Here is a 24667-nt window from a genome sequence, read left to right as displayed (position 1 = left end):
ATTATTTTAAACTGTATTTAAAAATCCAACCCAATATTTTAACGCCCGCAAATATACTACCTTTTAATGTACCGGACACCTTAGATATGCCAATTCTTTTCTTGTAACGCACTGGTATTTCGACATATGACATTTTATTTTTAAGCGTTTTTAGCTGCATTTCGATGGTCCACCCATAGGTTTTGTCCTCCATTTGCAGCTTTAAAAGCTTTTCGTATTTAATTGCTCTGAAAGGTCCTAAATCTGTAAATGTTGACCCAAAAAATAACTTCATTAAAAATGTGGCCAATTTATTACCAAAAATTTGCTGCGGGGTCATAGAGCCATCCTCTCTTAACGCCTTTGTTCTTGCCCCAATCACCAAATCCACATTTTCCTCCAGAATAGGTTTTACAATTTTAGTTAACTCTTCCGGGTAATCTGAATAGTCTCCATCGATAAATACGATAATATTGGGCTTCCTGGACTTCCTGGCTATATAATCCATTCCGCAGAGGCAGGCATATCCATAGCCTTTTCTAGTTTCATTTAATACCGTAGCTCCTGCTCTCGTTGCGTTTATTGCAGTATCATCTGTTGAGTTATTGTTTACAACAATTATTTCAGAAACTATAGCCGGGATTTCCTGAATGACCTTTGCAATGGAATTTGCTTCATTATAGGCCGGGATTATGACCTGGATATCTGTCATATTATGCAAAATGATTCGTTAATCTCCACGTTTAAGACTTTTTATAAAATTCTTCATTAATTGCCTCCAAACACTTTTTAGTGCGCTGCAAAAATATCACTATTTATGGCACCATAGATACCTGAAATAATTCTTTTTAAATCAATTTTATTAAGGAGAACGCCATAAGCGCAGATAATATGAAAGATGGAAAAAATGAGATTTAGAGCCGTATTAAAGTCAACTGAAATCAAGTAATATTTATTTTTCGTTTACCAGAGTCATTAAATCTACGTCATTGCCTAATAAGACCTCATTACCATCAATACGTCCTTTTAAGGGACCATTCTCAAGTTTCAAAACTCCTCTCGGACAGACAGCAGAACAAATACCACAACCAACGCAGCTAGAGCGCACTATATTTTCACCTTTCTGAGCATAAGCACGAACATCAATTCCCATTTCACAATAAGTAGAACAATTCCCACATGAAATACATTGGCCGCCGTTAGTTGTTATTCTGAATCTTGAAAACAAACGTTGTTGAAAACCTAAAATTGCGGCCATTGGGCAACCAAAACGACACCAGACCCTGTTGCCGAAAATAGGATAGAAACCTGTGCCAATAACCCCCGAAAAAATACTACCAATAAGAAATCCGTAGGATTTCCTTAAAGTTTCAGATTTAAACAGGAATACATTGCCATCTCCACTGAAATAGTGAAAACCAACTAGGGCCATAATTATCGTGAAATAACCAATTGCACCATAAAGGGCATCTTTCTGAAATTGTTCTCTTTTGAATACCATAACAAGAACGAAAACGAAGGTCAGTATCAGGGCTACACCAATTAGAAAAGTATTTTTGGTCAACCAGTACTTGCTGGTATCGTTACCCAGATAGGAATAAATTACAGCTGTAGTCATTAGGGTAACAAAAACCACAACACTATGAACTACCCAGCGCTCTACTTTCCAGGCTGATAATCTTTTATCGCTTAGCTGTCTGAATGAATCCCCTGCTGTTTCGGCCAATCCTCCACAACCACAAACCCAGGAACAGTACCAACGTTTACCGTATATATAAGTCAGAAAAGGGGAGATCACAAAAACGGATAATATGCCGAATATGAGCATAGCCATGCCAATATCTCCCGAATCTATAAATGCATTTATCCGGTATCTTTCAAAATTATAATAGTTTAAGGGCCAGACATTCTTCAGATCATAATAAGGGAGCTTGCCATTTAATCTGGCCATTATTTCGGGAATGATAAATGCAAAAGCAGTTTGAAAGAACATAACGCTTATGGTACGAATCATTTCGTATCTATTATGCCTGTATTTCCAAATAAATTTAATCCCAAAAGCTAGAATAGCCACGGTATATAGTGATCCGTATACAAACCACTGACTGGCCGGATTGCCACTCAATAATCTGCTTAGCGGGTCAAATAATGCAATTATACCTGTATTTGAACCATTCTTTACCAGTCCGAGGTATTCCGGGAAAAAGTAAAGGACTATATAGAATCCTGTAAGTGTTATTCCGGTTATCCAGGCCCACAGTCCTTTAGAAGATATTGATTTAAACCAAACCCCATCATTTTTTATGCCCTTCAGTTTTTGAGCATACGCCTCTTTTGTAAACCAAAATACTCCGATAAAAATTGCCGCCAGGGAAATGATCAACCAAATTCCTTTATTGGGAAAGTCTACATTAAAACCAGCAAGCAGAACTATAAAAAGACCTGATAATCCGAGTATTACAGCTAATTTTTGAAATCTACTCAAAGCGGCAGGCGGTTGTCCTGTTAGTGCCATACTTTTATCCAAAGTGCTCATTCTTTATTTCAGATTTAATAAGGGTTTAAAGATTACATTCCAGAGTAAAAAAACTCATCCGATTGCAAATATTCGTTTCCAGTTTTTCTTTTCGGGCTTTATATCCGAACCATATTCTAAATTAAATTTATCTGCAATTTCATTTTCGTACGCTGCATAGAATTCGGGATCAAAATTGGCATCTTTAAGATATTTAATTACATGCATAACATCACGCCCTTCATTTAGCCATTTATCGAAGATCTCATGGCGCAGCCGAATTCCAAATGTATTTATTCCCAGAAATTTTCTGGTTTCTTTATGAAAAGCAATAGTCAGACATATTTTTTCCGTGGAATTTCTCCAATGAAAATGTTCCTCATATTCCTTTCTGCCATTGGTACTAAAAACCCACCCATAAGTTTGGTATTCTATGTCCAGAAATTTAGCGGAATTAAACCAGTGTCCCGGCTTGTATTTGGTTCTGTTTCCACAAATAGTCTGGGCAACTGTCTCTCCCATCATACGGCCTGTATACCAAACAGCTTCAATAGGCCGGCGATTACCAATGGGTTCATTTTGTTCTGCACAGTCTCCAATAGCATAAATATCTTTGATGTTAGTTTCAAGAAATCGATTTACTTTAATTCCCCTGCCCAACTCAATCCCCGAGTCGTTTAAAAATGACACATTAGGCGAAACACCGGGGGTTAATCCTACCATTTGACATTCAATAGTTTCTCCTTTATCGGTGATAACCGCCTTTACCCTGCCACTTTCATCAGCCAGGATTTCGGTTAAATTGGTCTCCAGACGGAGGTCTATATGATGTTCCAGAATGTGCTCATTCAGCATCTTAGATTCCCCATCAGGGAGCACGATGTCCCAAAAACTGTTTTCGCGGACTAGAAAGGTGACCGGAATATCTCTGCTTCGAAGCATTTCAGCCAATTCAATTCCAATTAATCCACCTCCAACAATAACAGCGCGTTTGCAAACTTCTCTATTGGGGGCATTGATTTCTAATAAATCGAGATCTTGTTTGGAATACAAACCCTGTACTCCGTGCAGATCCTGTCCTGGCCAGCCAAATTTATTGGGTTTTGACCCGGTAGCCAGAATTAACTTATCGTATTTTAATATTCGGGCGTCCTCAATCTGTAGTTCTTTTTTCTGATGATCTACCTTACTGACGTAGCCTCGTAGGAGTTCAATCCTGTTTTTCTCCCAAAACCAGTCTTCATAAGGCTTTATATGGTCAAACTTCATATGACCCATATAAACATACATCAATGCTGTTCTGGAAAAGAAATGATCAGTTTCAGCAGAAATTATTATAATTCTCTTATTCGAGTTTTTACGGATATGTCTTGCTGCTGTTACACCAGCTACTCCATTTCCAATAATTACAATATTTTCCATTTGGTTTAGGGGTTGATAGGCATTATGTCGAATATAAGGATAATTACTTAACGCCCACTTCAATTTTACATCAAGATTTATTACCTTATTTTTGTAAATATCCTTTTAAATCAATTATGAAGAGATTCGGGTTTTTACTGTTGCTCTTTCTTCAATTGTCTTGTACCAGTCAACCGGTGAATAAGATTAATGGAATAAGTTTTGTTGCTTCCAGGGATAAGGCCGTCCAGGAGCATGTAGATGCTTTCCTGAATATTCATGCGGATCATGCAGCTGTTATGCCATTTGGTTTTATAAGAGATATTTCAAGTCCGGAAATAATATTTGATACAGACCGTCAATGGTATGGAGAAACCCAGGGTGGTGCCAAGCAGTACATTGAGCTGTTGCGGGCAAACAAAGTTAAGGTGATGGTAAAGCCCCAAATCTGGATATGGCATGGCGAATTTACCGGAGGCCTAAAGATGGAAACAGAAGAAGACTGGAAGATTCTGGAGGTATCTTATGATAAATTTATGCTTACTTATGCCAAATTAGCCCAGGATACTAAAGCTGAAATTCTTTGTATTGGCACAGAACTGGAGCAATTTGTAAAAAACAGGCCAAAGTATTGGGAAGATCTAATTGTAAAAATCCGAAAGATCTATAAAGGTAAGTTAACCTATGCTTCAAACTGGGATGAATACAAACGAACGCCCTTTTGGGAATCCCTTGACTATATTGGTATAGATGCTTATTTTCCCTTATCTGATGCAAAAACCCCATCGGTAGAGCAGTTAAAGGCAGGTTGGAAACCCTGGAAAGATAATATTGCTGCTCTTTCAAAAAAAACCTCCCGTCCAGTACTTTTTACAGAATTTGGATATAGAAGTATGGATTATACCGCTAAAAAACCATGGCTTGTTGATCGAAATGAGGAAGGTGTTAACCTGGAGGCTCAAGTAAATGCCAAGAAAGCTATTTTTGAAGAGTTTTGGCGGGAAGAATGGTTTGCAGGAGGTTTTGTGTGGAAGTGGTTTCTTAATCACGAAAAAGCCGGTGGTGGAATGGATAACAGATTCACTCCTCAAAATAAACCTGCGGAAGAGATTATTAAATTGTTTTATCAAACTAATTGATCGTCTTTTTTCTGTTCCATTTTTTTGTATTCTGATCTACTTGCAATTTGGCAACATTTTTGATAATCTTTGTAAAAATTGATTATTGTGCCTCATAATTTTATAAAACCACTTTTAATACTCCTATGGTTACCACTATTAACTTTGGTAGCACAGGATTCGCTGAAAACAGTTGTTGCTGAAAAAGGGGATGGGATTTACTCATTGCTTCGCAAGCAAGGAGTTGACCCTTATATCACTTATGATGATTTTATTGTTCTTAACCTTCCAAGACTCAGGGATAGTCTGCATTTATACGAAGGAATGGTCTATGTTATTCCCAAAACAACAGGAGATAGTCTGGAAGTCGTTAAAGAAGAAACTAAAGTTGCTGAAATAAAAAATTCTGAAAAGGGTATAACCTATGATATTTTTGGTGAGAAATATGCCGGGGTTACCAGTAAAAGCGAGCGTTTAAAAGGCACGGTATATTATTTGATTTCAGGACATGGTGGTCCTGATCCCGGAGCTATGACCCAATACGCAGGGAAATCTATTTCGGAAGATGAATATGCTTACGATGTGACCCTGAGGCTGGCAAGAGAACTACTTTCTCATGGGGCACAGGTTTATGTTATTGTACGTGATCCGGATGATGGTATTCGCGATGAGCGAATTCTGGAAATGGATAAGGATGAGTTAGTCTTACCTGACCAGACCATTCCTTTAGATCAAAAAGACAGGCTTGATCAACGCGTCAATGCCGTGAATAAATTATATCTGAAACATAAAGGTAAACATCAACGCCTTGTGGTTACTCATGTCGATAGCCGTAGTAAAGGACAAAACATTGACGTTTTTTTCTATCACCACGAGAAAAGTAGTAATGGTAAAAAACTTGCTGAAAGTATTCACAATACTTTTAAAAAGAAATATAAGAAATACCAACCCAACCGTAGTTATTCGGGAACTTTTGAAGACCGGAGTAATCTCTACCTGGTCAGGAAAACTTTGCCGGCAATGACATTTATAGAAATTGGGAATATTCGCAATAAAAAAGACCAACGCCGGATATTGGATTACGACAATAGACAGGCTTTGGCAAAATGGATTTCAGAAGGGGTAATCCTTGACTACGAGACGAAATAATTGTTTACAAATCCACAGAATAAATTAGGTAGAAATTTTTCTTTTATAATAGTGGTATAGCTGTTCGGGATCTGCCCCGAAATAATTCTTAAGATGTATTATTCCAAAGTGGAATTGCAGTTTTAACTTACCAATTTGTTCATATTTACGAGCAGAGGTTTGCACATTATCTGGCAGGATCTTAAAATTAGTGAGCTCATAGAGCCGGCTTGTGAATTCATTATCCTCATATATTATGTAGCTTTCATCATAGCCCCCCGAATTATGGAACAATGCTTTGGTGATAAAAAGGGATTGATCTCCACCCCTGCATATATTATGATTTATTCTGCTAAACCAGGAAAAGAATCTCAAAAACCGGCTATTGCTATCAAATTTCATCCTAAAACATCCGGCTTCATCACCTTTTTGAATAGCATTTATGATAATCTTGTCAAAATTTTTTGGAGGAAAAGTATCTACGTGAAGAAAGTACAGAATTTCGCCTAAGGCATGTTTGGCTCCATAATTCATTTGTTTTGCACGACCTTTTTCAGACCGTAGCACAACAGCATCAAATTTCATAGCAGCTTTTATGGTACCATCTGTACTTCCGCCATCTACCACAAGAATCTCTTTTATATTGGAAGAACTCACGTTTTTCATAATATAGTCTATAAGCTTAACTATATAGCGCTCTTCATTCAGAACAGGAATAATAATACTTATAGTAGGTTTGTTACTTAATTTCATTTAAACTCCAATTGTATTTAAGATATTCAATTTTCACATCAGGATTAATGGATGATTTTAAATATTGGTTCAAATAAACTACTAGGGAACCGTTATTTTCAAAATCCTTATTATACCATTTAAAGATTCTGGATAACTCCACTTTATTTTCAGATATAATATTTCGGCCGGGGTCATTTACAAAGTCTTTCGTAGCCTTATCCAATTGATTATCCAGCTTTCCTTCCGTATAGGCTTCGTTAAGTAATTTCGGGCATGAATATGAAGCACAGTTAATGGCAAAATGAATTCGAGGTTCATTCATTTTTCTTAGGATCTTATGCTCTATTTCTCCTAATGAAATTAACTCACCGCCATATCTGATCCACGCTTTATCCCAGGGTTTGTTTATGTCCTTTATGCTGGCCAAAGGATAATTATCCAAAATTAGTTTAACTGTGGCTGCATTGTAAAAATTAATATAGTATGCCAGTTTTTTTTCTCTGGACCAGTTTTCATTTGCCGTATTACTTCCCAATTGCTCTAAGTAAAGGTTTAAAGTTTCTGATTCCTTCATAAAACCTTGATAGTCCACATTTCCCTTATCGTCAACAAAATTTTTTAGCATTGTATCCCAGCTTTTGTGGATTACATCCCCGCATATTTGTTCCATGGAAATTGATGATAATACTGTTGCATCCTTGACTGTGGGGATGGGTTGTAAAAAAACGAATAAAAGAAGCAAGTTTATTTGGAGCATTAGGTATTTTAGAATTTTAGTTGAATTAACAGTTTAAACCTTACATTTTATCCTGATTAGTTTATGAATTGAAATTCACGATTCCAATTGACAAAAGAGGCATACTTAATTTTGGTAACTGGACTATTGCCATTTAATGTGATACCAGTATTACTCATAATTCCCTTATCAGTTCCATAAATAATTTTATCATTTTAGGTTCGGTTTCCCCGGCAATTCTGATTATTTCTTTAATATGGACGGGTTTCAGATTGTCTGGATCGCATTCATCAGTAAGTACCGACACGGCGACGACAGGGAGATTTAAATGGTTGGCTACAATTACTTCGGGTACCGTACTCATACCAACGGCATCTGCCCCTATAGTTTTTAACATCCGATATTCTGCCTTTGTTTCCAATTGAGGCCCAACGACAGAAGCATATACACCACTGTGTAATGTAATACTTTCACGGACCGCAATTCCTTTAATTTTTGAACACATCTCTATATCATAAGGCTGGCTCATATCAACAAAACGAACCCCAAAATCAGCCACATTTTTAAATGCCAAGGGGGATCCACCTTGCAGATTGATATGATCTTCTATAAGCATGATATCACCCTTTTTATAGTTGAGGTTAATTGCCCCTGCTGCGTTAGAGATAAACAACTTTTTTATTCCCAGTTCGCTCATTACCCGAATGGGATAGGTAACATCATCAAACTCATAACCCTCGTAAACATGAAAACGACCCTGCATGACCACTACTTTTTTGTTTTCGAGTATTCCATAAATAAGCTTACCACTATGAAATTCAACGGTGGCCAAAGGGAAAAAAGGAATATTATGGTAATGGGCTACAATACTAGATTCTATATGGTCCACCAGTCTGCCAAGCCCTGTGCCAAGTACAATCCCTATTTCAGGACTTTCAAAGCCTTTATCTTTTAGGTAGAGAGATGATTCTTCCAGTTGTTTTTTGGTCATAGACTCAAATTTTTATAAAGGATTGAAAGACATCAATATCTTCTAAATCTTCGTAGACGTCAATATCATTTTTGATTTCTAAGAGTTTTACTTTTTTATGGTTTAAGTTATTGAGCGTATCTTCCAGGACGGTTTCTGTACCCCAGTTCTTGTTTTGGAATATCTCATTGTTCAATGTCTTCATTCCCACTAGATAGTACCCGCCATCTGCAGCAGGACCTATAACAAAATCCGCGTTTTCTATTTCCACAAAAGCTTCTTCGATGGTTTCACTATTTAAATCGTAAATATCACTTCCTATTAGAATTATCTTCTTATAACCCTTTTGAAATCCGGATTTAAAAGCATTATACATTCGTTCTCCCAAATCATTACCTTTTTGCAACTGTTTTGCGTAGTTGTCTTTATCCCATAAGTCATTTTCGGGCACTTCTTCTGAATAATAAACTTCTTTTGAACAACTAAGGTCTTTAGTAATCTCGGCCGTATGCCGTATTAAGATCATATAAATATCCAATGCCGCCTGATCTCCAATTGTAGCCGCCAGTCTTGTCTTACACTTTCCTAATTTCGGGTTTCTGGTAAAAATAAGTAGTAATCGGTCTTTATTTTCTTCCAACGTCATGTATGAATTAATCCTAATATACTTTTTCTGCCTTGGTCAGGTATTTTCCCCATAGCTTACCAAAGGCGTGCACTTTTTTGGTTTTTTCACCCTTAGTATTATAAACAGGATACCCCTGGTTGGTCCATTCAAAAATTCCTCCATATAAATTTTTCGTATTGAAATAGCCAGATTCTAAAAGTTCTTCACCAATATTCTCAGATCTGACCCCAATGGAACAATAGACAACGATATTTGAATTTTTATCAGGATATTTATCTGCCACATCGGCCAATTCGAAATCATCATAACCCACCCAGACAGCGTTTTTTAAATGACTTACCTCATATTCTTCCCATTCTCTGGCGTCTAAAATAATTTGGTTTTGAAAATTTTGCAAATCCGTCACAGAAATGTAAGGAACACTTTCGCTGTTGTACCAATCAAGAGCCTTCTCTATAGAAGATTGTGCGTTCGCAGAGAATAGAAGAAAAAAGAAAAATAAACATTTGAAAAAATTACACATCCTAATGAAATAAATCTATGGGTAAAGATACTCATTTGAGTAAAAAATTATCCCATGAATCGAGTGTTTTCAGGTACGATAAATAAAATCGTATTTTTATAAAAATCAACTATTTGTAATGAGAACCTATATTATTTCTTCCATACTGGGATTACTATTTATTTCAATTTATTCCTGTAAAAACAAAGAAGAAGAAAAGAATACGGAAATTGTTTCTATTCCAGAAACGGTCTTTTTTAAAGAACCATACAGACCACAATTCCATTTCTCACCAACAGAGATGTGGATGAATGATCCAAATGGACTTGTGTATAATGACGGGATATATCATCTTTTCTATCAGTACTACCCCCAAGATATTGTATGGGGTCCCATGCATTGGGGCCATGCAACAAGCAAGGACCTTGTGTATTGGGAACATAAGCCCATTGCTTTATTTCCGGATGAGAATGGATATATTTTTTCAGGCAGTGCTGTCGTGGATAAAAATAATACCTCCGGCCTTGGCACCCCGGAAAATCCTCCCTTGGTGGCCATATTTACATATCACAATGTGAACAAGGAGAAAGATGGTTCAAGTGATTTTCAGACACAGGGGATTGCCTATAGCCTGGATAATGGGGAAGTATGGACTAAGTATCAGAATAACCCCGTTCTGGGAAATGATGGGATTCGCGATTTTAGAGATCCAAAAGTCTTTTGGCATGAACCTTCCCAGAGTTGGATATTGGTATTGGTTGCCGGAGACCATGCCAAAATTTATAGATCTGCCGACTTAATTTCCTGGACCTACTTAAGTGAATTTGGGAAGGAAGCGGGAGCTCATGGAGGGGTATGGGAATGCCCGGATCTTTTCCCATTAAAAGTCTCCGGTTCAGGGGAGGAAAAATGGGTTCTTATTATTAGCATAAATCCTGGGGCACCTAACGGCGGAAGCGGGACTCAATATTTTATAGGTGAATTTGACGGGACCACTTTTACCTCTGATCAACAGGCAGAAAAATGGATAGATTGGGGAACGGATAACTATGCCGGCATAACTTATAACAATGAACCGAATAACCAGCGGGTATTTATTGGATGGATGAGTAATTGGGCCTATGCAAGAGATACACCAACAAAGGAATGGCGAAGTGCAATGACCGTTCCAAGAAATTTATCACTTATTAAATCAGGAAATACATATGAATTGGCCAATTACCCCATGGATGATTTTGGGACAATCTTTAAGTCGGAAATTAAAAGGGACTTCGAATTGATAACTGGTGAGTCAGAAACTATCGCTTTTGATAACTATAATCAATCAGAAATAAGGTTTAAAACCATGAATCGAGATTTTGAATTTTCTTTTAATAATAGTTTAGAGGAGGAGCTGGTATTAACCTTAGACGTGGATCAGGAATTGTTTTTATTAGATCGATCTAAGTCGGGCAAAACTACTTTTAAAGAAGAATTTGCTAAAAATGTACAAAAAATGCCAATTTCTAATATGCCTGATGGGGAAATTGAAGTCCGTATTTTGATAGATTGGTCATCAATAGAAGTCTTTTTAAATAATGGGCAATATGTAATGACCGCACAAATATTTCCTAATGCGCCTTACACGAATCTTGATTTTAAGAATACTACGCCAAACATCTTGAAAATTAAGTCTTTGGAAGTTAATAGAGCCGAATCTATTTGGTAGGTTCCTAGTTGGACTGATTTAAAATGCCAAACATAAGCCCCCGCAACTCGGCGAGGCCTTTAAGACGTCCAATGCCGGAATAGCCCGGATTAGTCTTAATATCCAGGTCGTTTAACAATTGTTGCCCGTGATCCGGACGCATAGGTAATTGCTTGTTTCTTTTGTCCTGTATTACAAGTAGTTCCTTAACCACACTGTACATGGGCACATCCCCTTCCAGGTGGCAGGCTTCGTAAAAATCGCCATCTTCATTTCTGCGGGTACTTCTAAGATGTACAAAGTGGATGTGATCTCCGTAGTCCCTTATAATTTGTACCAGGTTATTATCTGCTCTTACGCCTAAAGAGCCTGTGCAAAATGTAATCCCATTGTTTGGACTGCTGTTTTCGGTCAGAATTCTTTTAATATCGGTAGATGAACTCATAATTCTGGGTAAACCCAGAATAGGATAAGGGGGATCATCCGGATGGATGGCGAGAAATACATTATTTACTTCAGCCACAGGAAGTACTTCATTCAGAAAAAGATGCAGGTTTTTTTCCAAAGTTGTGGTGTCAATATTTTGATAACTATCTAATGCTTCCTGAAACTCTTCAAGTGTATAACCTATCTCTGCCCCGGGCAGATTATCTAAAATGGTTCTTTTGAGTTTTTCAATTTCTAAAGTACCCAAACCATGATAATAGGTTTCTGCTTTTTTGATGATATCCGGAGGATAAGATTCCTTGGCACCCTGTCGCTTAAGTATAAAACAGTCAAAGGCGGCCAGCGCTCTCATTTCAAAATTTAATGTTCTTGCCCCATTTGGAAGCTCATGGTCCAATTCTGTGCGTATCCAGTCTAAAATGGGCATAAAATTGTAGCAGATAATATTTATATTTTCTGATGCGAGGTTTTGGATGGTTATCCTATAGTTTTCTATAAGCTCCTCAAAATTTCCACTTCTGGTTTTAATGTGTTCATGAACAGGAACACTTTCTACTACAGACCATATAAGGCCGGCATCTTCTATAAGCTTTTTACGATTTCTTATTGCATCTGTACTCCATACCTCCCCATTTGGTATTTCGTGCAAAGCCGTGACAATACCAGTTGCCCCTGCCTGCCTTATATCAAGAAGCGTTACAGGATCAGTAGGCCCGTACCAACGCATTGTTTGTTCCATTGTCTTCATACCCCGGAATATGCATTAAATCCACCATCTACCGGAATTATGGTTCCGGTTACAAATTTGGAAGCATCGCTACTTAGCCATTGAAGAACGCCAAAAAGTTCATCTGGATCACCGAATCTGCCCATTGGAGTGTTTGAAATAATTTGTCTCCCCCGTGTTGTTAATTGGCCATCTTCTTTGGTAAGCAAAGTCCTGTTTTGCTCTGTTAAAAAGAATCCTGGGGCAATAGCATTAACTCTTAATTCTGCACTGTGTTTACTACAAAATTCAATAGCCAACCATTTGGTAAGGTTGTCGATAGCTGCCTTGGCCGAACCATAGCCCAATACACGTGTTATGGGCCTTTGAGCGGCCATAGAGGAAATATTAATAATACTTCCTCTCAAATCCTTTAGAAATAATGGCAGGAATGTTTTTATTGGCAGGAAGGAACCCATATAATTCAATTCCATAACTTTATTTAATTCATCAATCCCGGCGTCCAGAATAGTCTGTTCAGGGGTAATCACTGCCCCAGCCATATTCCCGCCGGCCAGATTAACCAGGACATCTATTTTTCCAAACTTGTTTTCAAGTTCCAATTTTGCGCGCTCTAAATCTTCCTCATTGGTGACATCGGCAATCAGAGGAAACACCTTATGCCGTGTACCTTTAATTTCCGCGATTAGTGAATTTACTTTGTTTTGATTCCTGCCCAGCGCAACTACTTTGGCACCTTGTCCGGCCAGATAGGCTGTCATTGCAGAACCTAATACACCGGTTGCACCACTAATTACTATAATTTTGTCGTCTACAGAAAACAATTCAGACATGATAAGCTGTTAAGGATATTTCTTTTAACTATGGGAAAAACAAAGATTCCCGGAATCTGATTAATCTTTCCAAATATAACTTAAGAAAGTTAAATTCTTTAAGTACTGCTGAAACTAAAATGGAAAATAAGCCTTTGCATTATGGTAACAGATATCTGATACAATCTTGCCCAACCATTTTTCATCTTCCGGTAATTCTCCATTTGTTACATCTTTACCAATAAGATTGCAGAGTACTCTCCTAAAATATTCATGCCTTGGAAATGAAAGAAAACTGCGAGAATCTGTTAACATCCCAATAAAACAACTAAGGAGGCCAATATTGGAAAGAGAGTTCAATTGTTTTTCCATACCGTCTTTCTGATCTAAAAACCACCAGGCAGAACCAAATTGAATTTTACCTTTGACACTCCCATCGTTAAAATTGCCAATCATCGCGGCCATAACTTCGTTATCAGCAGGGTTTAAATTATAAATAATTGTTTTCGCAAGTTGGTCTGTACTATCCAGGTAATCCAGGAAGTTACCTAAAGATACTGCCTGCGAAAAATCGCCAATAGAATCAAATCCTGTGTCCGGGCCCAGCTGCCGGAGCATTCTTTGGTTATTGTTTCTGAGCGCACCGAGATGAAACTGTTGTACCCATCCATTTTTATGGTAGCATTTGGCAAGAAACTTTAATACCTCAGATTTAAAATAAGCTACTTCATTAGAATTTAGGGATTCCCCATTTTTTAATCTTTTAAAGATTTTGGAGATGTCAAAACTTTCATTTTTGTAAAAAGGGAGATAATCCAAACCGTGATCTGCCAGTCTGCAGCCATTTTCATGAAAGTAATTTATCCTGGATTCCAGGGCCGACAGAAGGTCGGCATATGAATGAATAGACATATCAGCAACATCTTCCAATTGGCCTAAGTATTCAAGGAAAGCGGTAGTCTTTTCAACTGCATAGACCTTGTCAGGACGGAATGCCGGCAATAATTTCAGGCCTGGGTTCTGAATGCTTTTTTTATGGTATTCAAGTGTATCCAGTGGATCATCTGTTGTACATACTACTTCAACCTTCATCTGCTTCAGAAGGCCTAAAGTACTATGTGAGGGAAGTTGTAATTGTTTAGTGCAAGTATCATAAATATTTTGCGCATTATTTTGATCAAGGAAAACATCTATATTAAAATAACGCTTTAATTCGAGGTGTGTCCAATGGTACAATGGATTTCGAACCGTATATGGAACAGTCTCTCCCCACTTTACAAATTTCTCCTGATCTGTGGCATTTCCGGTAATATATTTTTCTTCAATACCAAGAGTCCGCATAGCTCTCCATTTATAATGGTCACCCTGCAGCCATACCTGAGAGATATTGTCAAATTGGAAATCTTCCGCTATTTTTTTAGGAGACAAATGATTGTGGTAATCAATGATTGGGAGGTTTTCGGCATAATCGTGGTAAAGCCTGCTGGCAAATGGGGTCTGCAATAGAAATTCTTCATTTATAAAATTATTCACCGTCATTTTAGTTTGTATTTACGGATTCAGGCAACATAGTTCCAACCATTCTGGAAGCGAGTGCTTCCAGATCAATACCCAATTGTTCTTTGTTTACACGAAGTACTTCGGTGCGTAATTCTATAGGTAAATTAGAATAACCGTCTTTCGCCCCAAGGATCATTCCGGCCACTGCAGCTACAGTATCATTGTCTCGACCGTAATTTACAATAAACTGAATGCTTTTTTCAAAATCCCCGTCCCCAAAGGCCAATCCGGCAATCATAATTTGCCAAATCTCACCGGCGTGAAATGCAATGGCCTTTTCGTCTTCTTCCAATAATTCATAAACAAATTCCTGTTGTATCCAATCCGTTTTAGTCCCGCTAAAATGATCAGGAATTTTTATCTGCAATGTATCCTGAAATGGAATAGAATCTGAACTTTTAATTTCCCGGGAAAGGTTTACATATTTTCTGGTGGTATTCGCTGTCTTATAGGAAAGACGACCTACAAGCCTGCTATCCTGATAGCGCATAGGATCTATAAAAACGGCGGCATTAAGTATAGAATCTATATTTGTGGTCCGCATAGCCATATGGGTCATGGCCGCAACCAGTCCTGAAATGTCCTTTGCATATCCAAGATCAAAAAGCGAATGTTTGTAGGCCGTGAGATACGCAATCTCTGGATTGGGTTCCAACAGGCCGAACATGGGAGTATATAACATTCCTGCACAGGACATTTCTCCTCCATAAAACCGGTTTTGAGCCTCCAGATAATCTTCCGGGCTTTTCTGGTAAGCCAATGCCACCCTGGCCCATTCTTTTATCCAGTCTACCTTTTCTAATCTGGCATCTAAAGCATCAGGGGAAGACAAGATTTCATTATCCCCTAGTTTTGATGCAATAGATATGTAATAATCTGTAATAAACTTCGCAAAGTCCTTCGCACTTAATTCTGGCGCATAGGTCTCAAAGTAAGAGACCATAAAATACTTCCATCTTGTATCGTCTGTGGTAGCCCCTGCCTCAAGATTATGCTCCCAGGTGCCTTCTGGTGATTGAATGCGTTCTGCAGGTGTAAGCCCTGTGATGTAGCCATATTTAAGCTGAATGTCAGACCGGTGCCACATCTCTGTAGATGTGCCCATGGCATCTCCAATGGCAGAACCAACCAATGCACCCAGAACCTTGTCATATAGTTCATCCTTATTTAAAATAAGAGAATCCTGGGCGTAAGAAGATTTCTTAGGTTCAGGAATATCTATTTCCGATTTTTGATCCTTGCATGATAGGATTAGCGCGGATACAAAAAAAGCCATAATTAAAAAATTGTTTTTCATACTAAAATCATTTTTCTGGCATGTTGTAAAAGATAGTCTTTTTCCTCGATAGATCGTTGCAATGGCAACTGAGCCAGACCAATTAAACGCCTTATAATTTCTATTCCAGCCACTTTAGAAACTAAGATATTATTTGCTTTACCTTCATAGAGTTCCATTACAGTGGCCAAAGAGGAGACATCCATTGTGACCATAATAAGATGTGCCGTCATTACACCCAGGTCGAATTCCCTAAAACCTATAAAACTGAATTCGGGATCTATAATATAAACCTTGTTTTCTTGCTGCATCCAGCTACCCGGATAATAGTCGCCATGAATCAAAACATTACCTTTAGAAAGGTACTTATCACCAAGTTCATTCACAACAGCCTTTATTGCTGTATCCTTTTTATAGGGAAGTGATAATTCCTGTAAACCTGCCTGAATATCATTTAACTGAAATCCATTCTCTTCCATAAATGGCAGTACAAAGATATGCTGATGATTTAATTCTCTCAGGGCCCTGTTTTCAGGAAATCTTTTAACATTACCTACCTTGTGAATAGCATATGATATGCCTATTAGTTTTTTGAGAATATCTAATGAAACCTTTCGGTCTTCGTAACAGAAAGTCATGTCTTCACACAGTCCCAGATCTTCCATTTGGATCACGAAGTTCCTTTGATCAAAAGCCAAAATAGCAGGAATGTGTTTTGATATGGAGGCTCTCTGCACAGCTTGATAAAATTCATATTCTACTTCAATTCTGTTGAGAGGTGCTTCAATTTGCTGGTATTTCTGTACATAGGGGCGCGATTGTTTTAGAATAAAAGAACGCTGATTTGTTTTTACACGGAGTACAACATTCATATTACCTTCCCCCGGTTTTGAAATTGCACTTATCTTTTCATGGGGATTCAACCAGTTTTTGGATTCGAGGAATTCCTCTAGCTCGGGTAGGGGGGTATTGGAATCTATAGAAATCAAGGTGTGAACAATTTTATTGCAAGATAGTCTCAAAACAAAAATATCCTTACGTTACTCTAAGATTTTTTATTCTATTTAAGATTATGAAATTTTTACTCCTTAAATAAATTCAAACAAGAGGCGTTAAGTTTTCCACTTGGGTCATTCATAAACTCAGCCATTACTTTATTTTTGCATTCCCGATTGCCGCTGCCATGCCCACCTTCATCAAGGATTAAAAGTGTTCCATTAATTAGATTTTCCTGAAAAATGACGCCATTTTTTGGGGGAGTAACAGGGTCAAATCTATTTACGAATATCAATGTTGGGACATCAGAATCCTGAAATTTTCGTTCCTCCAGGGGTAAGTTATTGGTATGCCAATTCATCCCAGCTATATAAAAAGCATCAAAAAAGCCTAATTTAACCGGAATCAATGGATATTCCTTGTACTGTTCCTGAATGACTTGTGGCGTATTGGCCGGATTAAAATTTTCATATTTTTCTACAGATAATAACATAGAAAGGTTTAGTCCTCCGGTTAACACATATTCAAACTGTAGTACTGCATTAATCACTTCTCCGCTGCCCTCCTTAAATGCTTTTATAAGTTCGGGTGCTTTTTCCCTTGAGTTACCTTGATACAGTAACCTTCTCAATAGGTAAATCCCGTCCTGGGCATTAATAGTTACATTTATTGAATCATTCATGTTGACTGTTAATGGCTTTTGTTCCAAAATCGAAATCGCTTCAAAATAATCCTCTTTTAGTATTGGGTATTTTTTTTTGCAATCGGGATCATTTTCACAATACTCGAAAATTCTACTCAATGCAAGCGAATAGCTGTCTAAGCGATTAAGAAGAAAATCACCGCTAAGCGGAGCAGGGGAATCCAGAACCGAACTATGAATAAATTCCGGGAACATATCCTGCACTACCCTGGCAATACGAGTACCATATGAACCCCCAAAAAGATTGTATTTCTTATAACCCAAATGTTTAAAAAGCATTCCTACATCCTTCGCATTTTGAATTGAATTATAATATTCGGGGCTAATGTCTTGTGCCTTACATTTCTTTTTATATTTAAAAATCAAGTCTGTCATCAAAACCAATTCCTCTTCTTCATCGGCATCTTTGCACATTATATCAAATGCATCAAAAGACATATCGGGCAAGGCAGATGAATATCCAATACCCCGTTGGTCAAAAAGAATAATATCCCGTTCATTTCTCAATGGATGTTCCAATAAGAAACCAACCATGCCCTGACTTAGCGAATTTCCCCCGGGTCCTCCAGAGAAGAAAATCATTGGAAATGCAGCAGAAATGGTGTCCTTAGCTTTTAGTATTATATAGGTAATCTGTATTTGTTTTCCCTTGGGCTCATCATGATTCTCCGGCACCAAAATTGCGCCAGCCCGCACCTCTTCGCCATCAGGAAGCCAATCCAGCCCCGTGAGATTTACCAATACAGGCTCATTCTGAGCCTTACAAACAAAAGCTACGAGGAGTAATACAAATAAAATTAGTTTTCTCATGATGGTACTAGTTAAATAGTTGTCTCAAGATAGTTTAAGTTTTTCATCCTACAAAAAGATTACAAGTTGGTCTATTGACCAGCTCCAATTAGTTCATTTTTATGGGTTTTAATTCTTCAAGAAGCCTTTTTATTGCTATAATCTGATGCTATAATTTCCCTTATTCCCGTTAAATAAGGGGTGACTTTAAAATCGAAATTATCAGTAAACTTGTCCGAATTAAACACATAATCCCTGTCGTACTGGTACATCATTTCCGGCATTTCTCTCATAAGAGGAATAAAAAGCCCTAATATCTTTACAATGAACTTTGTAGCCGTCTGGGTTTTAGGTTTTACATCCATTTCTTTTGCAATAGCGTTAATCCATTCCTTTCCGGTGAAGGGATTTTCGGCCGTTGGCAAATGCCACACCTGGTTATAGGCTTTTTCATTATTTCCAAGCAGTGCCGTAGCTTTCCCTGCATCCGGAGTGTAGGTGAAGGAGTGTTTGTAATTTAGGGAAGCCATCCAATTGGCCTTTTTGCCAATGCTTAAAGGTTTGAAAACAGTTTCTGTTAACATACTCGTATTTTTGATGCCTGGGCCATAAAAATCAGCAGATCGGGCGATAAGAGCAGTAAGTTTCCCCTCTTTTATTTTAGATAAGATCATATTAGCTATTTCGGCACGAATTTTCCCCTTTTTACTGGGAGGGTTAATAGGTGTTTGCTCATCCATCCCGTTTAAATAATTTGAATCATACATATAAATATTATCGAAAAAAACCAATTTGCAATTATGCATTATACAGGCATCTATTACACTGGAGGTAAATTGAGGCCAGTTCTCTTTCCAGATTTTTAAATTATACGGAAATCCGACGGCTACATAAACTGTGGTTGAACCTTTCACAGCTTCATTTACTTCTGAAGCATTGAGAAGATCTGCAGAAAAAATTTCATCTGTCTTGTTCACTTTTTTGGGATTCCTGCTCACCAACCTAATTTGAGAGGTATATTCTTTTAAGGCTTTAGCTAGTTCAACCCCAATAGCACCGCCTGAACCTAATATTGTTTGCATAACTTCTTTAATTAAAGCCCGATGGCCTGGTTATGATAGTCACGTTATAAGTTACAAATTATCCTTAAGGAAGACCAAAAGTGTTCGAATATTACCTGCTGTTTAATTTGTTGTAACCTGAGTACTTTTTTTTCTGAAAGTTAGGTGTATATTAGTGACATTAGAAGAATGCACCACATTTTTTAGAACAGTCCTTAGATATTCAAATAGGGAAATTAGTAATACCAAATAACTCAACTTTATGACTCGACCTTCCAACCACGAAACACAAGATAAAAATGAAACTAACCATTCCGGCAATTATGTGATTTTTCAACTTGGTTCCTATCCCTGGCAATCTCCTGTGGAAGCCACTTCGGGATCGGGTATCTTACATGAGGCGCAACACGAGGTTTTTAATGCCATGGATGGTGTGGCCAGCTATTCCATATTTCCTTCGGGATTTGCCCGCCAGAAGAATAAAGATTTGAATAGGAATGATGTTATAATATATGAGATGGATTCAGAGGTGCCAGAATATAGTCACCCGCATGGCCATAGATGGTCAGGAGTTAGTGAAGAATACGCAGACAAATTCATCACAGACCATGTAGATCTGGTTTATGACTATATGCTGCAAATAGAAAATACCTATGAAAAAGATTCGGAAATTAAGCTCTTTATTGCACATCACGCTTGTATAAATTGTATAGTCGCAAAAAAGGTGATGGAAAAGAGAGCTGCGAACGGGTATTCTGTTCCGCCAATTGTTGCCTTCTTACATGGTACTTCCATGATAATGATGGTTAACGAATTAAGGGAAACATCTATGATTAATAGTGGAAAATTGCTGCCCCAGGATAGAAAATGGCCTTCATCATTCCATAAAAAGTTGTCTGAAATGAAGATTTTTGACAACTGTAGTAAACCTGGGAATGTTAATTTGGCCTATGCTATTTCTGAGGACAATATAGTGGTGTTCTCAGAATTGTTCCCCCAGTTTAACAAGGAGCGTTATATTTTGGCGAACCCGGGCTTCAATAGTTGTTTTGTGCCTCGTCCAGATAAAAAGTTGGAAGATGTATTGAAAGAAGCCGGACTTAAACACCTTGGGTTGACCGAAGAGAAAACATATAACGTTAGAACTGATTACAAATACATGATTGTTTTTGTTGGGCAATTTGTAGGCTGGAAACGAATAGATGCTGTACTACGTGCCGCCAGGTTATGGGAAGCTGAATTTGGGGATGAGCTTCTCACATTGATTGTTGGGAAACAGAAGAAAGATTACAACATTGTATTGCAGAACTTAAACGAAGAACTTGGAAACAAAAATACTTGCTTCGTTGGCCCTCTTATGCAACCAGACTTAGCCAAGTTATTTGCAGCTGCCAATGTTTGTACATTTCCATCTAAAGCTGAACCTTTTGGGATGGTTTTAATTGAATGCCTTGCCTGCGGAGTTCCAGTGGTAGGGGCTGATTCTGGCGGGCCAAGGGATTTTATGACCAATGATGTTGGCTATTTGGTGCCTGAGAATGACGATATCGAAGTTTTTAGTAAACATGTTGCCGAAGCAGTTATCAGGGCGATTAAAGAAGATTGGAAAACTAAGATGTCTGAAGAGTGCATCAGGGTAGCCGAACCCTTTTCTAATATGCGAAAGACAAAGAAACTTTTAGATGATACCAGACAGCTCATAGGCTAAATAGTATAAAGTTCTGTTACCGTTTTAAAAGCCTAATTGTAGGGTAATCCTGCTACGTATCTTTAGGGCATTTTCATCATGCATTACACCTCCACTTAAAAAATGTGCTGTGTTAATTCGTTTTTGAAAATAGGTATCCCAAACAATTACGATATCACTGGGTAGCAGAACCCGTAGAAATACTGGAACAGAATGTACATTGGTTTGCTGATAATCATCACTGTTAAATGCTGCTATTACTGCATCGGATTCAATATAAAAATATCCAGCCTCTACGGACCAGTCACCAGGTTTTTTTAAAAGTCCATGCCTTATGAGAAAGCCTCCCGCAATATTTTCTTTTTTGTCATAGGCGGAGCCCAGGGTATCATCTTTATTTGCTCCTAAGTTAGCAGCAAATTCACCGACCACTCTCCATCGGTTCCAATGGTAGTCAGCAGAGAGGCCCAGGGAGTGAAAATTACTAAAGAACTTATTTGGATCATTAGGGTCTAAACGATTGGTTTTAAAATCGCCATCCAGATCACCTTCCTGAATAGAATAAGCAATAATATCAGGTTTATTATAATAGTATTGGAAGAGCCCAATCCTAAGGTTGTGATCTGGTAAAAAGGAATAATTCACCCCATTGGAAATAAGAAAACTACCAGAAACTATGTCATCACTCAGACTTCGTATCTCTCCTATCATGTATTGCCCCAGGACTACTTCCAGCCGGTCAGTCTGGTAGACCTGAGCGAGACCAGCTGGTTGTACATCTGTATCCCAGATCATATCTGTGGGGTGGTACATTGAATTCTGATTTGAGCCAAATTGAAATCGAAAACGATCCAGATTCAGGTTAATATAAACTCGGTCGACCGCTATGGGATCACGGCGAAATGCGTCGCTAAAACTACTCCAGCCCGATGCGGGATAGTTAGACTGCCCGGTACTCAAGCGGAATCCAGCCGTAAATTTCTCAGAAGGTTTAAATTCTCCTCCAAAGCGAAGCCGTACCCTTTCTCTAAAGCGATGGTCATCATCTGCCGTTTCATCAGTCTCAGCAAATCTTTCATTATGGATATATTCAAGACGAAAACCTACCTGACCGATCAGGGAGAATTTCTTTCCAATATCAAAAGAAAGTTCCGGATGATCATGTAGTTTGGTTTTTAAGGAATCACCTTTGGTCTGGGCATGAAGTGTCCCTGTTGAAATCAGCAGTACACTGGCCAGGATAGAATTCATGATCAGAGTATGTAAGTATACCTGCAATTTCATGCTATATAGGTTGGTTTAAACTACCTTAAAAATAATAAACCTTTTATAATTATATATCTCATAGTTAAATATATAATCATAAAAATGAATTTCAGAAACACTTGGAATTTAAATAAGGGTTAGGTTTGGTATTATATTTAGTTTCTATGTTGAAATGGGTCACAATAGCACTTGTCAAAGCAGTTGAACTAAAAAGTTTTGACATAGATGCTACTGCAAACAATTTATCCTGTGTCATAGGAACTTGGCGTTCTAAATTTGCAAACCCCATTGCCTTTTTGTGCATCACTTTTCTATCTATGAGGACACAATAATTAAGCCCAATAATATCAAGGTTGGCCATCATTTTATTTACGTAAGTATCTGTTTTTTCAAAAATGCTTACTTCGCATTTGGCTTGTCCTGGGCTACTGTATCAGTAAATGAAAGTAATGAGATAAAAAATAGAAAATGTATTGTCTTCATATTATTGTGTTTTAAATTGCATACAGCGGTCCTGGCTATGATTTGACACCTAAGAAAAGGCAAGTGAACGATGTGCTTGGCCCAGAACGATTATTTAGCGAGCCACCTTTTGTGCTAAATCCATTTTAAGGAAGTTTTATTAAGTTAAATATAAGAAAAGTTTTTGCTATCGTGAACTAGGCAGGGATGAATTATGGCCGTTGTTATGGGCAATATATTATCGAATTTTGTGTTTGTTGATTTCTTCTTCACTAAATCCCAAAAATTTCGCTGCATTATCATAAAAAATATCTTCTTTTTGCTCTAGAGTTAGAAAATCAGCATTGTTGATTGTTTCTATTCCCACGTTTATAACCTGCGGCCATGTCATTTGATCACTTCCAAACATAATTCGATTTCCAAATCCTGCAGAGATAAGAGATTTCAGATAAGCGTTGAACTCCTCCTGGGGTAAAATCCAGTTGACCACGGAAACGTCAATATAAACATTGGGATGTGCATACATTAACGCCTTTAAATCTTCCACATACGGCCAGGCACCATGCATAATATACACCTTAACATCAGGGTATTGCACTAACACATTTTCTAGTTGCAGGGGGTTGGCATTATATGCGCGCATGCCTCCAAGAAAATCTGGCATAAGGTGAATGCCGTAATTTGGGCCTCCTGGGAAAACATGAAATCCTAGAGGAATATTCAATTCCTGAGCCAATTCAAAATACGGTAGTATAGATTCGTCATCGGCTAAAATTCCCCCATAAAAAGGCGCTACTTCGGCAATCACATGAAGATTGCCTTCCTGATGTTGATTTCTCAATTCGTCTACACTCTTGTTAGAATCCCCAATTATAATGGTTTCTGGAGCGTCGTCATACCATAATTGACCACTGGTCACGATAGCTTTTACAATGTTGTTCTTTTGGAGTACCTCTAGGGTTTTTTCCTTTTGTTCCTTGTCTGAAATTACACCTTCATAGGTTTCTCCTCGCAATGTTGGTGGATGGGTCATGCCGAATAATGGATTCCCTTCAACGAAGGCATGAATATGCATGTCAATTATCGGACCAGTATAATTTTGGGATTGCCGTTCAGAACTTAAAGGTTTATTCTTTTCCTGATTCTTACAACCGAACAACAATAACAATCCTGTAAATAGAATAAGAAATGGTGTTTTCATAATCTGGTTATTTTAATAGCCCACAACGGTTAGTATATGAAGCGTAGCCTGCCGTTAGGCGGCTATAATTTCATATATTGTTAGCGGTTCCGTATTATCACTTTTTATTTGCCAAAGAGTTTATATTATCTATTAAAATGGCCCCAGCTTTTTCATCAATCGACATCCCTGTTAAGTATTCTGAATGTTTCACTTTGGGATTTTCTTCGTAAAATTCCGGTGTTAGAATATACCCTAAAGCATCCATCCCCAAACCGATCACAAACTTCGGACCTTGTTTG

General features: G+C 37.9%; 22 protein-coding genes. 4 read left to right on the top strand and 18 right to left on the bottom strand.

What is annotated here, in order from left to right; translation table 11 throughout:
* Position 1: 1 nt before the first annotated feature.
* The 3 genes from ABJH90_RS12245 to ABJH90_RS12235 form a co-directional block, all read right to left on the bottom strand.
* Positions 2 to 691 carry a glycosyltransferase family 2 protein gene (locus ABJH90_RS12245; RefSeq protein ID WP_348141655.1) on the bottom strand — a complete coding sequence of 230 codons (690 nt, stop codon included), beginning with the start codon at positions 689 to 691 and terminating at the stop codon, positions 2 to 4.
* Between the two features lie 240 nt (positions 692 to 931).
* Positions 932 to 2515 (bottom strand): 4Fe-4S dicluster domain-containing protein, encoded by a 1584-nt coding sequence (locus tag ABJH90_RS12240; protein WP_348141656.1) that lies wholly within the window; start codon positions 2513 to 2515, stop codon positions 932 to 934.
* 54 nt (positions 2516 to 2569) lie between these two features.
* Positions 2570 to 3916 carry an FAD-dependent oxidoreductase gene (locus ABJH90_RS12235; RefSeq protein WP_348141657.1) on the bottom strand — a complete coding sequence of 449 codons (1347 nt, stop codon included), beginning with the start codon at positions 3914 to 3916 and terminating at the stop codon, positions 2570 to 2572.
* 116 nt (positions 3917 to 4032) lie between these two features.
* Between ABJH90_RS12235 and ABJH90_RS12230 the strand changes: the two genes are divergently transcribed.
* A complete protein-coding gene (locus ABJH90_RS12230; protein ID WP_348141658.1) occupies positions 4033 to 5034 on the top strand; it encodes a glycoside hydrolase in 1002 nt (333 codons plus the stop codon).
* An 87-nt stretch (positions 5035 to 5121) separates the two neighbouring features.
* On the top strand, positions 5122 to 6162 hold the full coding sequence (locus tag ABJH90_RS12225) for an N-acetylmuramoyl-L-alanine amidase (RefSeq protein WP_348141659.1): 1041 nt from the start codon (positions 5122 to 5124) through the stop codon (positions 6160 to 6162).
* 24 nt (positions 6163 to 6186) lie between these two features.
* Here ABJH90_RS12225 and ABJH90_RS12220 read toward each other — a convergent pair whose 3' ends face one another.
* The 5 genes from ABJH90_RS12220 to ABJH90_RS12200 all read right to left on the bottom strand — a co-directional run bounded on the left by ABJH90_RS12220 (position 6187) and on the right by ABJH90_RS12200 (position 9733).
* Positions 6187 to 6894: a TIGR04283 family arsenosugar biosynthesis glycosyltransferase gene (locus ABJH90_RS12220; RefSeq protein WP_348141660.1), complete on the bottom strand. Its 708-nt coding sequence runs from the start codon at positions 6892 to 6894 to the stop codon at positions 6187 to 6189.
* On the bottom strand, positions 6881 to 7633 hold the full coding sequence (locus ABJH90_RS12215; protein ID WP_348141661.1) for a DUF547 domain-containing protein: 753 nt from the start codon (positions 7631 to 7633) through the stop codon (positions 6881 to 6883). The genes ABJH90_RS12220 and ABJH90_RS12215 overlap by 14 nt, the downstream gene beginning before the upstream one ends.
* A gap of 154 nt (positions 7634 to 7787) precedes the next feature.
* Entirely contained in the window at positions 7788 to 8603 is an 816-nt protein-coding gene (locus tag ABJH90_RS12210) for a purine-nucleoside phosphorylase (RefSeq protein WP_348141662.1), read from the bottom strand.
* A gap of 4 nt (positions 8604 to 8607) precedes the next feature.
* Positions 8608 to 9228 (bottom strand): TIGR04282 family arsenosugar biosynthesis glycosyltransferase, encoded by a 621-nt coding sequence (locus ABJH90_RS12205; RefSeq protein WP_348141663.1) that lies wholly within the window; start codon positions 9226 to 9228, stop codon positions 8608 to 8610.
* 13 nt (positions 9229 to 9241) lie between these two features.
* The gene (locus ABJH90_RS12200; protein WP_348141664.1) at positions 9242 to 9733 is read right to left on the bottom strand and encodes a rhodanese-like domain-containing protein; all 492 of its coding nucleotides are present in this window, start codon (positions 9731 to 9733) and stop codon (positions 9242 to 9244) included.
* A gap of 118 nt (positions 9734 to 9851) precedes the next feature.
* Between ABJH90_RS12200 and ABJH90_RS12195 the strand changes: the two genes are divergently transcribed.
* The gene (locus ABJH90_RS12195) at positions 9852 to 11420 is read left to right on the top strand and encodes a glycoside hydrolase family 32 protein (protein WP_348141665.1); all 1569 of its coding nucleotides are present in this window, start codon (positions 9852 to 9854) and stop codon (positions 11418 to 11420) included.
* Between the two features lie 4 nt (positions 11421 to 11424).
* Here the strand turns inward: ABJH90_RS12195 and uxuA are convergent, their stop codons facing one another.
* From uxuA to ABJH90_RS12160, 7 genes are all read right to left on the bottom strand, one after another.
* Positions 11425 to 12585, bottom strand: coding sequence for a mannonate dehydratase (gene uxuA, locus ABJH90_RS12190; protein WP_348141678.1), 1161 nt, complete (start codon positions 12583 to 12585; stop codon positions 11425 to 11427).
* 5 nt (positions 12586 to 12590) lie between these two features.
* The gene (locus tag ABJH90_RS12185; protein WP_348141666.1) at positions 12591 to 13406 is read right to left on the bottom strand and encodes an SDR family oxidoreductase; all 816 of its coding nucleotides are present in this window, start codon (positions 13404 to 13406) and stop codon (positions 12591 to 12593) included.
* 114 nt (positions 13407 to 13520) lie between these two features.
* A complete protein-coding gene (uxaC, locus tag ABJH90_RS12180; protein ID WP_348141667.1) occupies positions 13521 to 14924 on the bottom strand; it encodes a glucuronate isomerase in 1404 nt (467 codons plus the stop codon).
* 1 nt (position 14925) lies between these two features.
* Positions 14926 to 16242: an ADP-ribosylglycohydrolase family protein gene (locus tag ABJH90_RS12175; protein WP_348141668.1), complete on the bottom strand. Its 1317-nt coding sequence runs from the start codon at positions 16240 to 16242 to the stop codon at positions 14926 to 14928.
* The gene (locus ABJH90_RS12170; RefSeq protein WP_348141669.1) at positions 16239 to 17210 is read right to left on the bottom strand and encodes a phosphotransferase; all 972 of its coding nucleotides are present in this window, start codon (positions 17208 to 17210) and stop codon (positions 16239 to 16241) included. The genes ABJH90_RS12175 and ABJH90_RS12170 overlap by 4 nt, the downstream gene beginning before the upstream one ends.
* A 92-nt stretch (positions 17211 to 17302) precedes the next feature.
* A complete protein-coding gene (locus ABJH90_RS12165) occupies positions 17303 to 18730 on the bottom strand; it encodes an alpha/beta fold hydrolase (protein ID WP_348141670.1) in 1428 nt (475 codons plus the stop codon).
* 116 nt (positions 18731 to 18846) lie between these two features.
* The gene (locus tag ABJH90_RS12160) at positions 18847 to 19791 is read right to left on the bottom strand and encodes an NAD-dependent epimerase/dehydratase family protein (protein WP_348141671.1); all 945 of its coding nucleotides are present in this window, start codon (positions 19789 to 19791) and stop codon (positions 18847 to 18849) included.
* 241 nt (positions 19792 to 20032) lie between these two features.
* Here ABJH90_RS12160 and ABJH90_RS12155 point away from each other — a divergent pair, with 241 nt between their 5' ends.
* On the top strand, positions 20033 to 21478 hold the full coding sequence (locus ABJH90_RS12155) for a glycosyltransferase family 4 protein (protein WP_348141672.1): 1446 nt from the start codon (positions 20033 to 20035) through the stop codon (positions 21476 to 21478).
* A 24-nt stretch (positions 21479 to 21502) separates the two neighbouring features.
* Here ABJH90_RS12155 and ABJH90_RS12150 read toward each other — a convergent pair whose 3' ends face one another.
* The 3 genes from ABJH90_RS12150 to ABJH90_RS12140 form a co-directional block, all read right to left on the bottom strand.
* The gene (locus tag ABJH90_RS12150) at positions 21503 to 22741 is read right to left on the bottom strand and encodes a putative porin (RefSeq protein ID WP_348141673.1); all 1239 of its coding nucleotides are present in this window, start codon (positions 22739 to 22741) and stop codon (positions 21503 to 21505) included.
* A gap of 682 nt (positions 22742 to 23423) precedes the next feature.
* Positions 23424 to 24386, bottom strand: coding sequence for an amidohydrolase family protein (locus tag ABJH90_RS12145; RefSeq protein WP_348141674.1), 963 nt, complete (start codon positions 24384 to 24386; stop codon positions 23424 to 23426).
* A 97-nt stretch (positions 24387 to 24483) separates the two neighbouring features.
* A partial coding sequence (locus tag ABJH90_RS12140; RefSeq protein ID WP_348141675.1) for a hypothetical protein occupies positions 24484 to 24667 on the bottom strand: 184 nt, incomplete at its 5' end.

The sequence above is a fragment of the Eudoraea sp. genome (assembly GCF_039969275.1).
Lineage (GTDB): Bacteria > Bacteroidota > Bacteroidia > Flavobacteriales > Flavobacteriaceae > Eudoraea.
This window is presented reverse-complemented; position numbering and strand designations above follow the sequence as displayed.

Coding starts and splice junctions, on each gene's coding strand:
- ABJH90_RS12205 (WP_348141663.1), bottom strand. CDS start 9,228: ATGACGTTGGAAGAAAATAAAGACCGATTACTACTTATTTTTACCAGA.
- ABJH90_RS12220 (WP_348141660.1), bottom strand. CDS start 6,894: ATGAAATTAAGTAACAAACCTACTATAAGTATTATTATTCCTGTTCTG.
- uxuA (WP_348141678.1), bottom strand. CDS start 12,585: ATGGAACAAACAATGCGTTGGTACGGGCCTACTGATCCTGTAACGCTT.
- ABJH90_RS12235 (WP_348141657.1), bottom strand. CDS start 3,916: ATGGAAAATATTGTAATTATTGGAAATGGAGTAGCTGGTGTAACAGCA.
- ABJH90_RS12210 (WP_348141662.1), bottom strand. CDS start 8,603: ATGACCAAAAAACAACTGGAAGAATCATCTCTCTACCTAAAAGATAAA.
- ABJH90_RS12175 (WP_348141668.1), bottom strand. CDS start 16,242: ATGAAAAACAATTTTTTAATTATGGCTTTTTTTGTATCCGCGCTAATC.
- ABJH90_RS12165 (WP_348141670.1), bottom strand. CDS start 18,730: ATGAGAAAACTAATTTTATTTGTATTACTCCTCGTAGCTTTTGTTTGT.
- ABJH90_RS12150 (WP_348141673.1), bottom strand. CDS start 22,741: ATGAAATTGCAGGTATACTTACATACTCTGATCATGAATTCTATCCTG.
- ABJH90_RS12240 (WP_348141656.1), bottom strand. CDS start 2,515: ATGAGCACTTTGGATAAAAGTATGGCACTAACAGGACAACCGCCTGCC.
- ABJH90_RS12195 (WP_348141665.1), top strand. CDS start 9,852: ATGAGAACCTATATTATTTCTTCCATACTGGGATTACTATTTATTTCA.
- ABJH90_RS12185 (WP_348141666.1), bottom strand. CDS start 13,406: ATGTCTGAATTGTTTTCTGTAGACGACAAAATTATAGTAATTAGTGGT.
- ABJH90_RS12245 (WP_348141655.1), bottom strand. CDS start 691: ATGACAGATATCCAGGTCATAATCCCGGCCTATAATGAAGCAAATTCC.
- ABJH90_RS12155 (WP_348141672.1), top strand. CDS start 20,033: ATGACTCGACCTTCCAACCACGAAACACAAGATAAAAATGAAACTAAC.
- ABJH90_RS12200 (WP_348141664.1), bottom strand. CDS start 9,733: ATGTGTAATTTTTTCAAATGTTTATTTTTCTTTTTTCTTCTATTCTCT.
- ABJH90_RS12215 (WP_348141661.1), bottom strand. CDS start 7,633: ATGCTCCAAATAAACTTGCTTCTTTTATTCGTTTTTTTACAACCCATC.
- ABJH90_RS12145 (WP_348141674.1), bottom strand. CDS start 24,386: ATGAAAACACCATTTCTTATTCTATTTACAGGATTGTTATTGTTGTTC.
- uxaC (WP_348141667.1), bottom strand. CDS start 14,924: ATGACGGTGAATAATTTTATAAATGAAGAATTTCTATTGCAGACCCCA.
- ABJH90_RS12230 (WP_348141658.1), top strand. CDS start 4,033: ATGAAGAGATTCGGGTTTTTACTGTTGCTCTTTCTTCAATTGTCTTGT.
- ABJH90_RS12160 (WP_348141671.1), bottom strand. CDS start 19,791: ATGCAAACAATATTAGGTTCAGGCGGTGCTATTGGGGTTGAACTAGCT.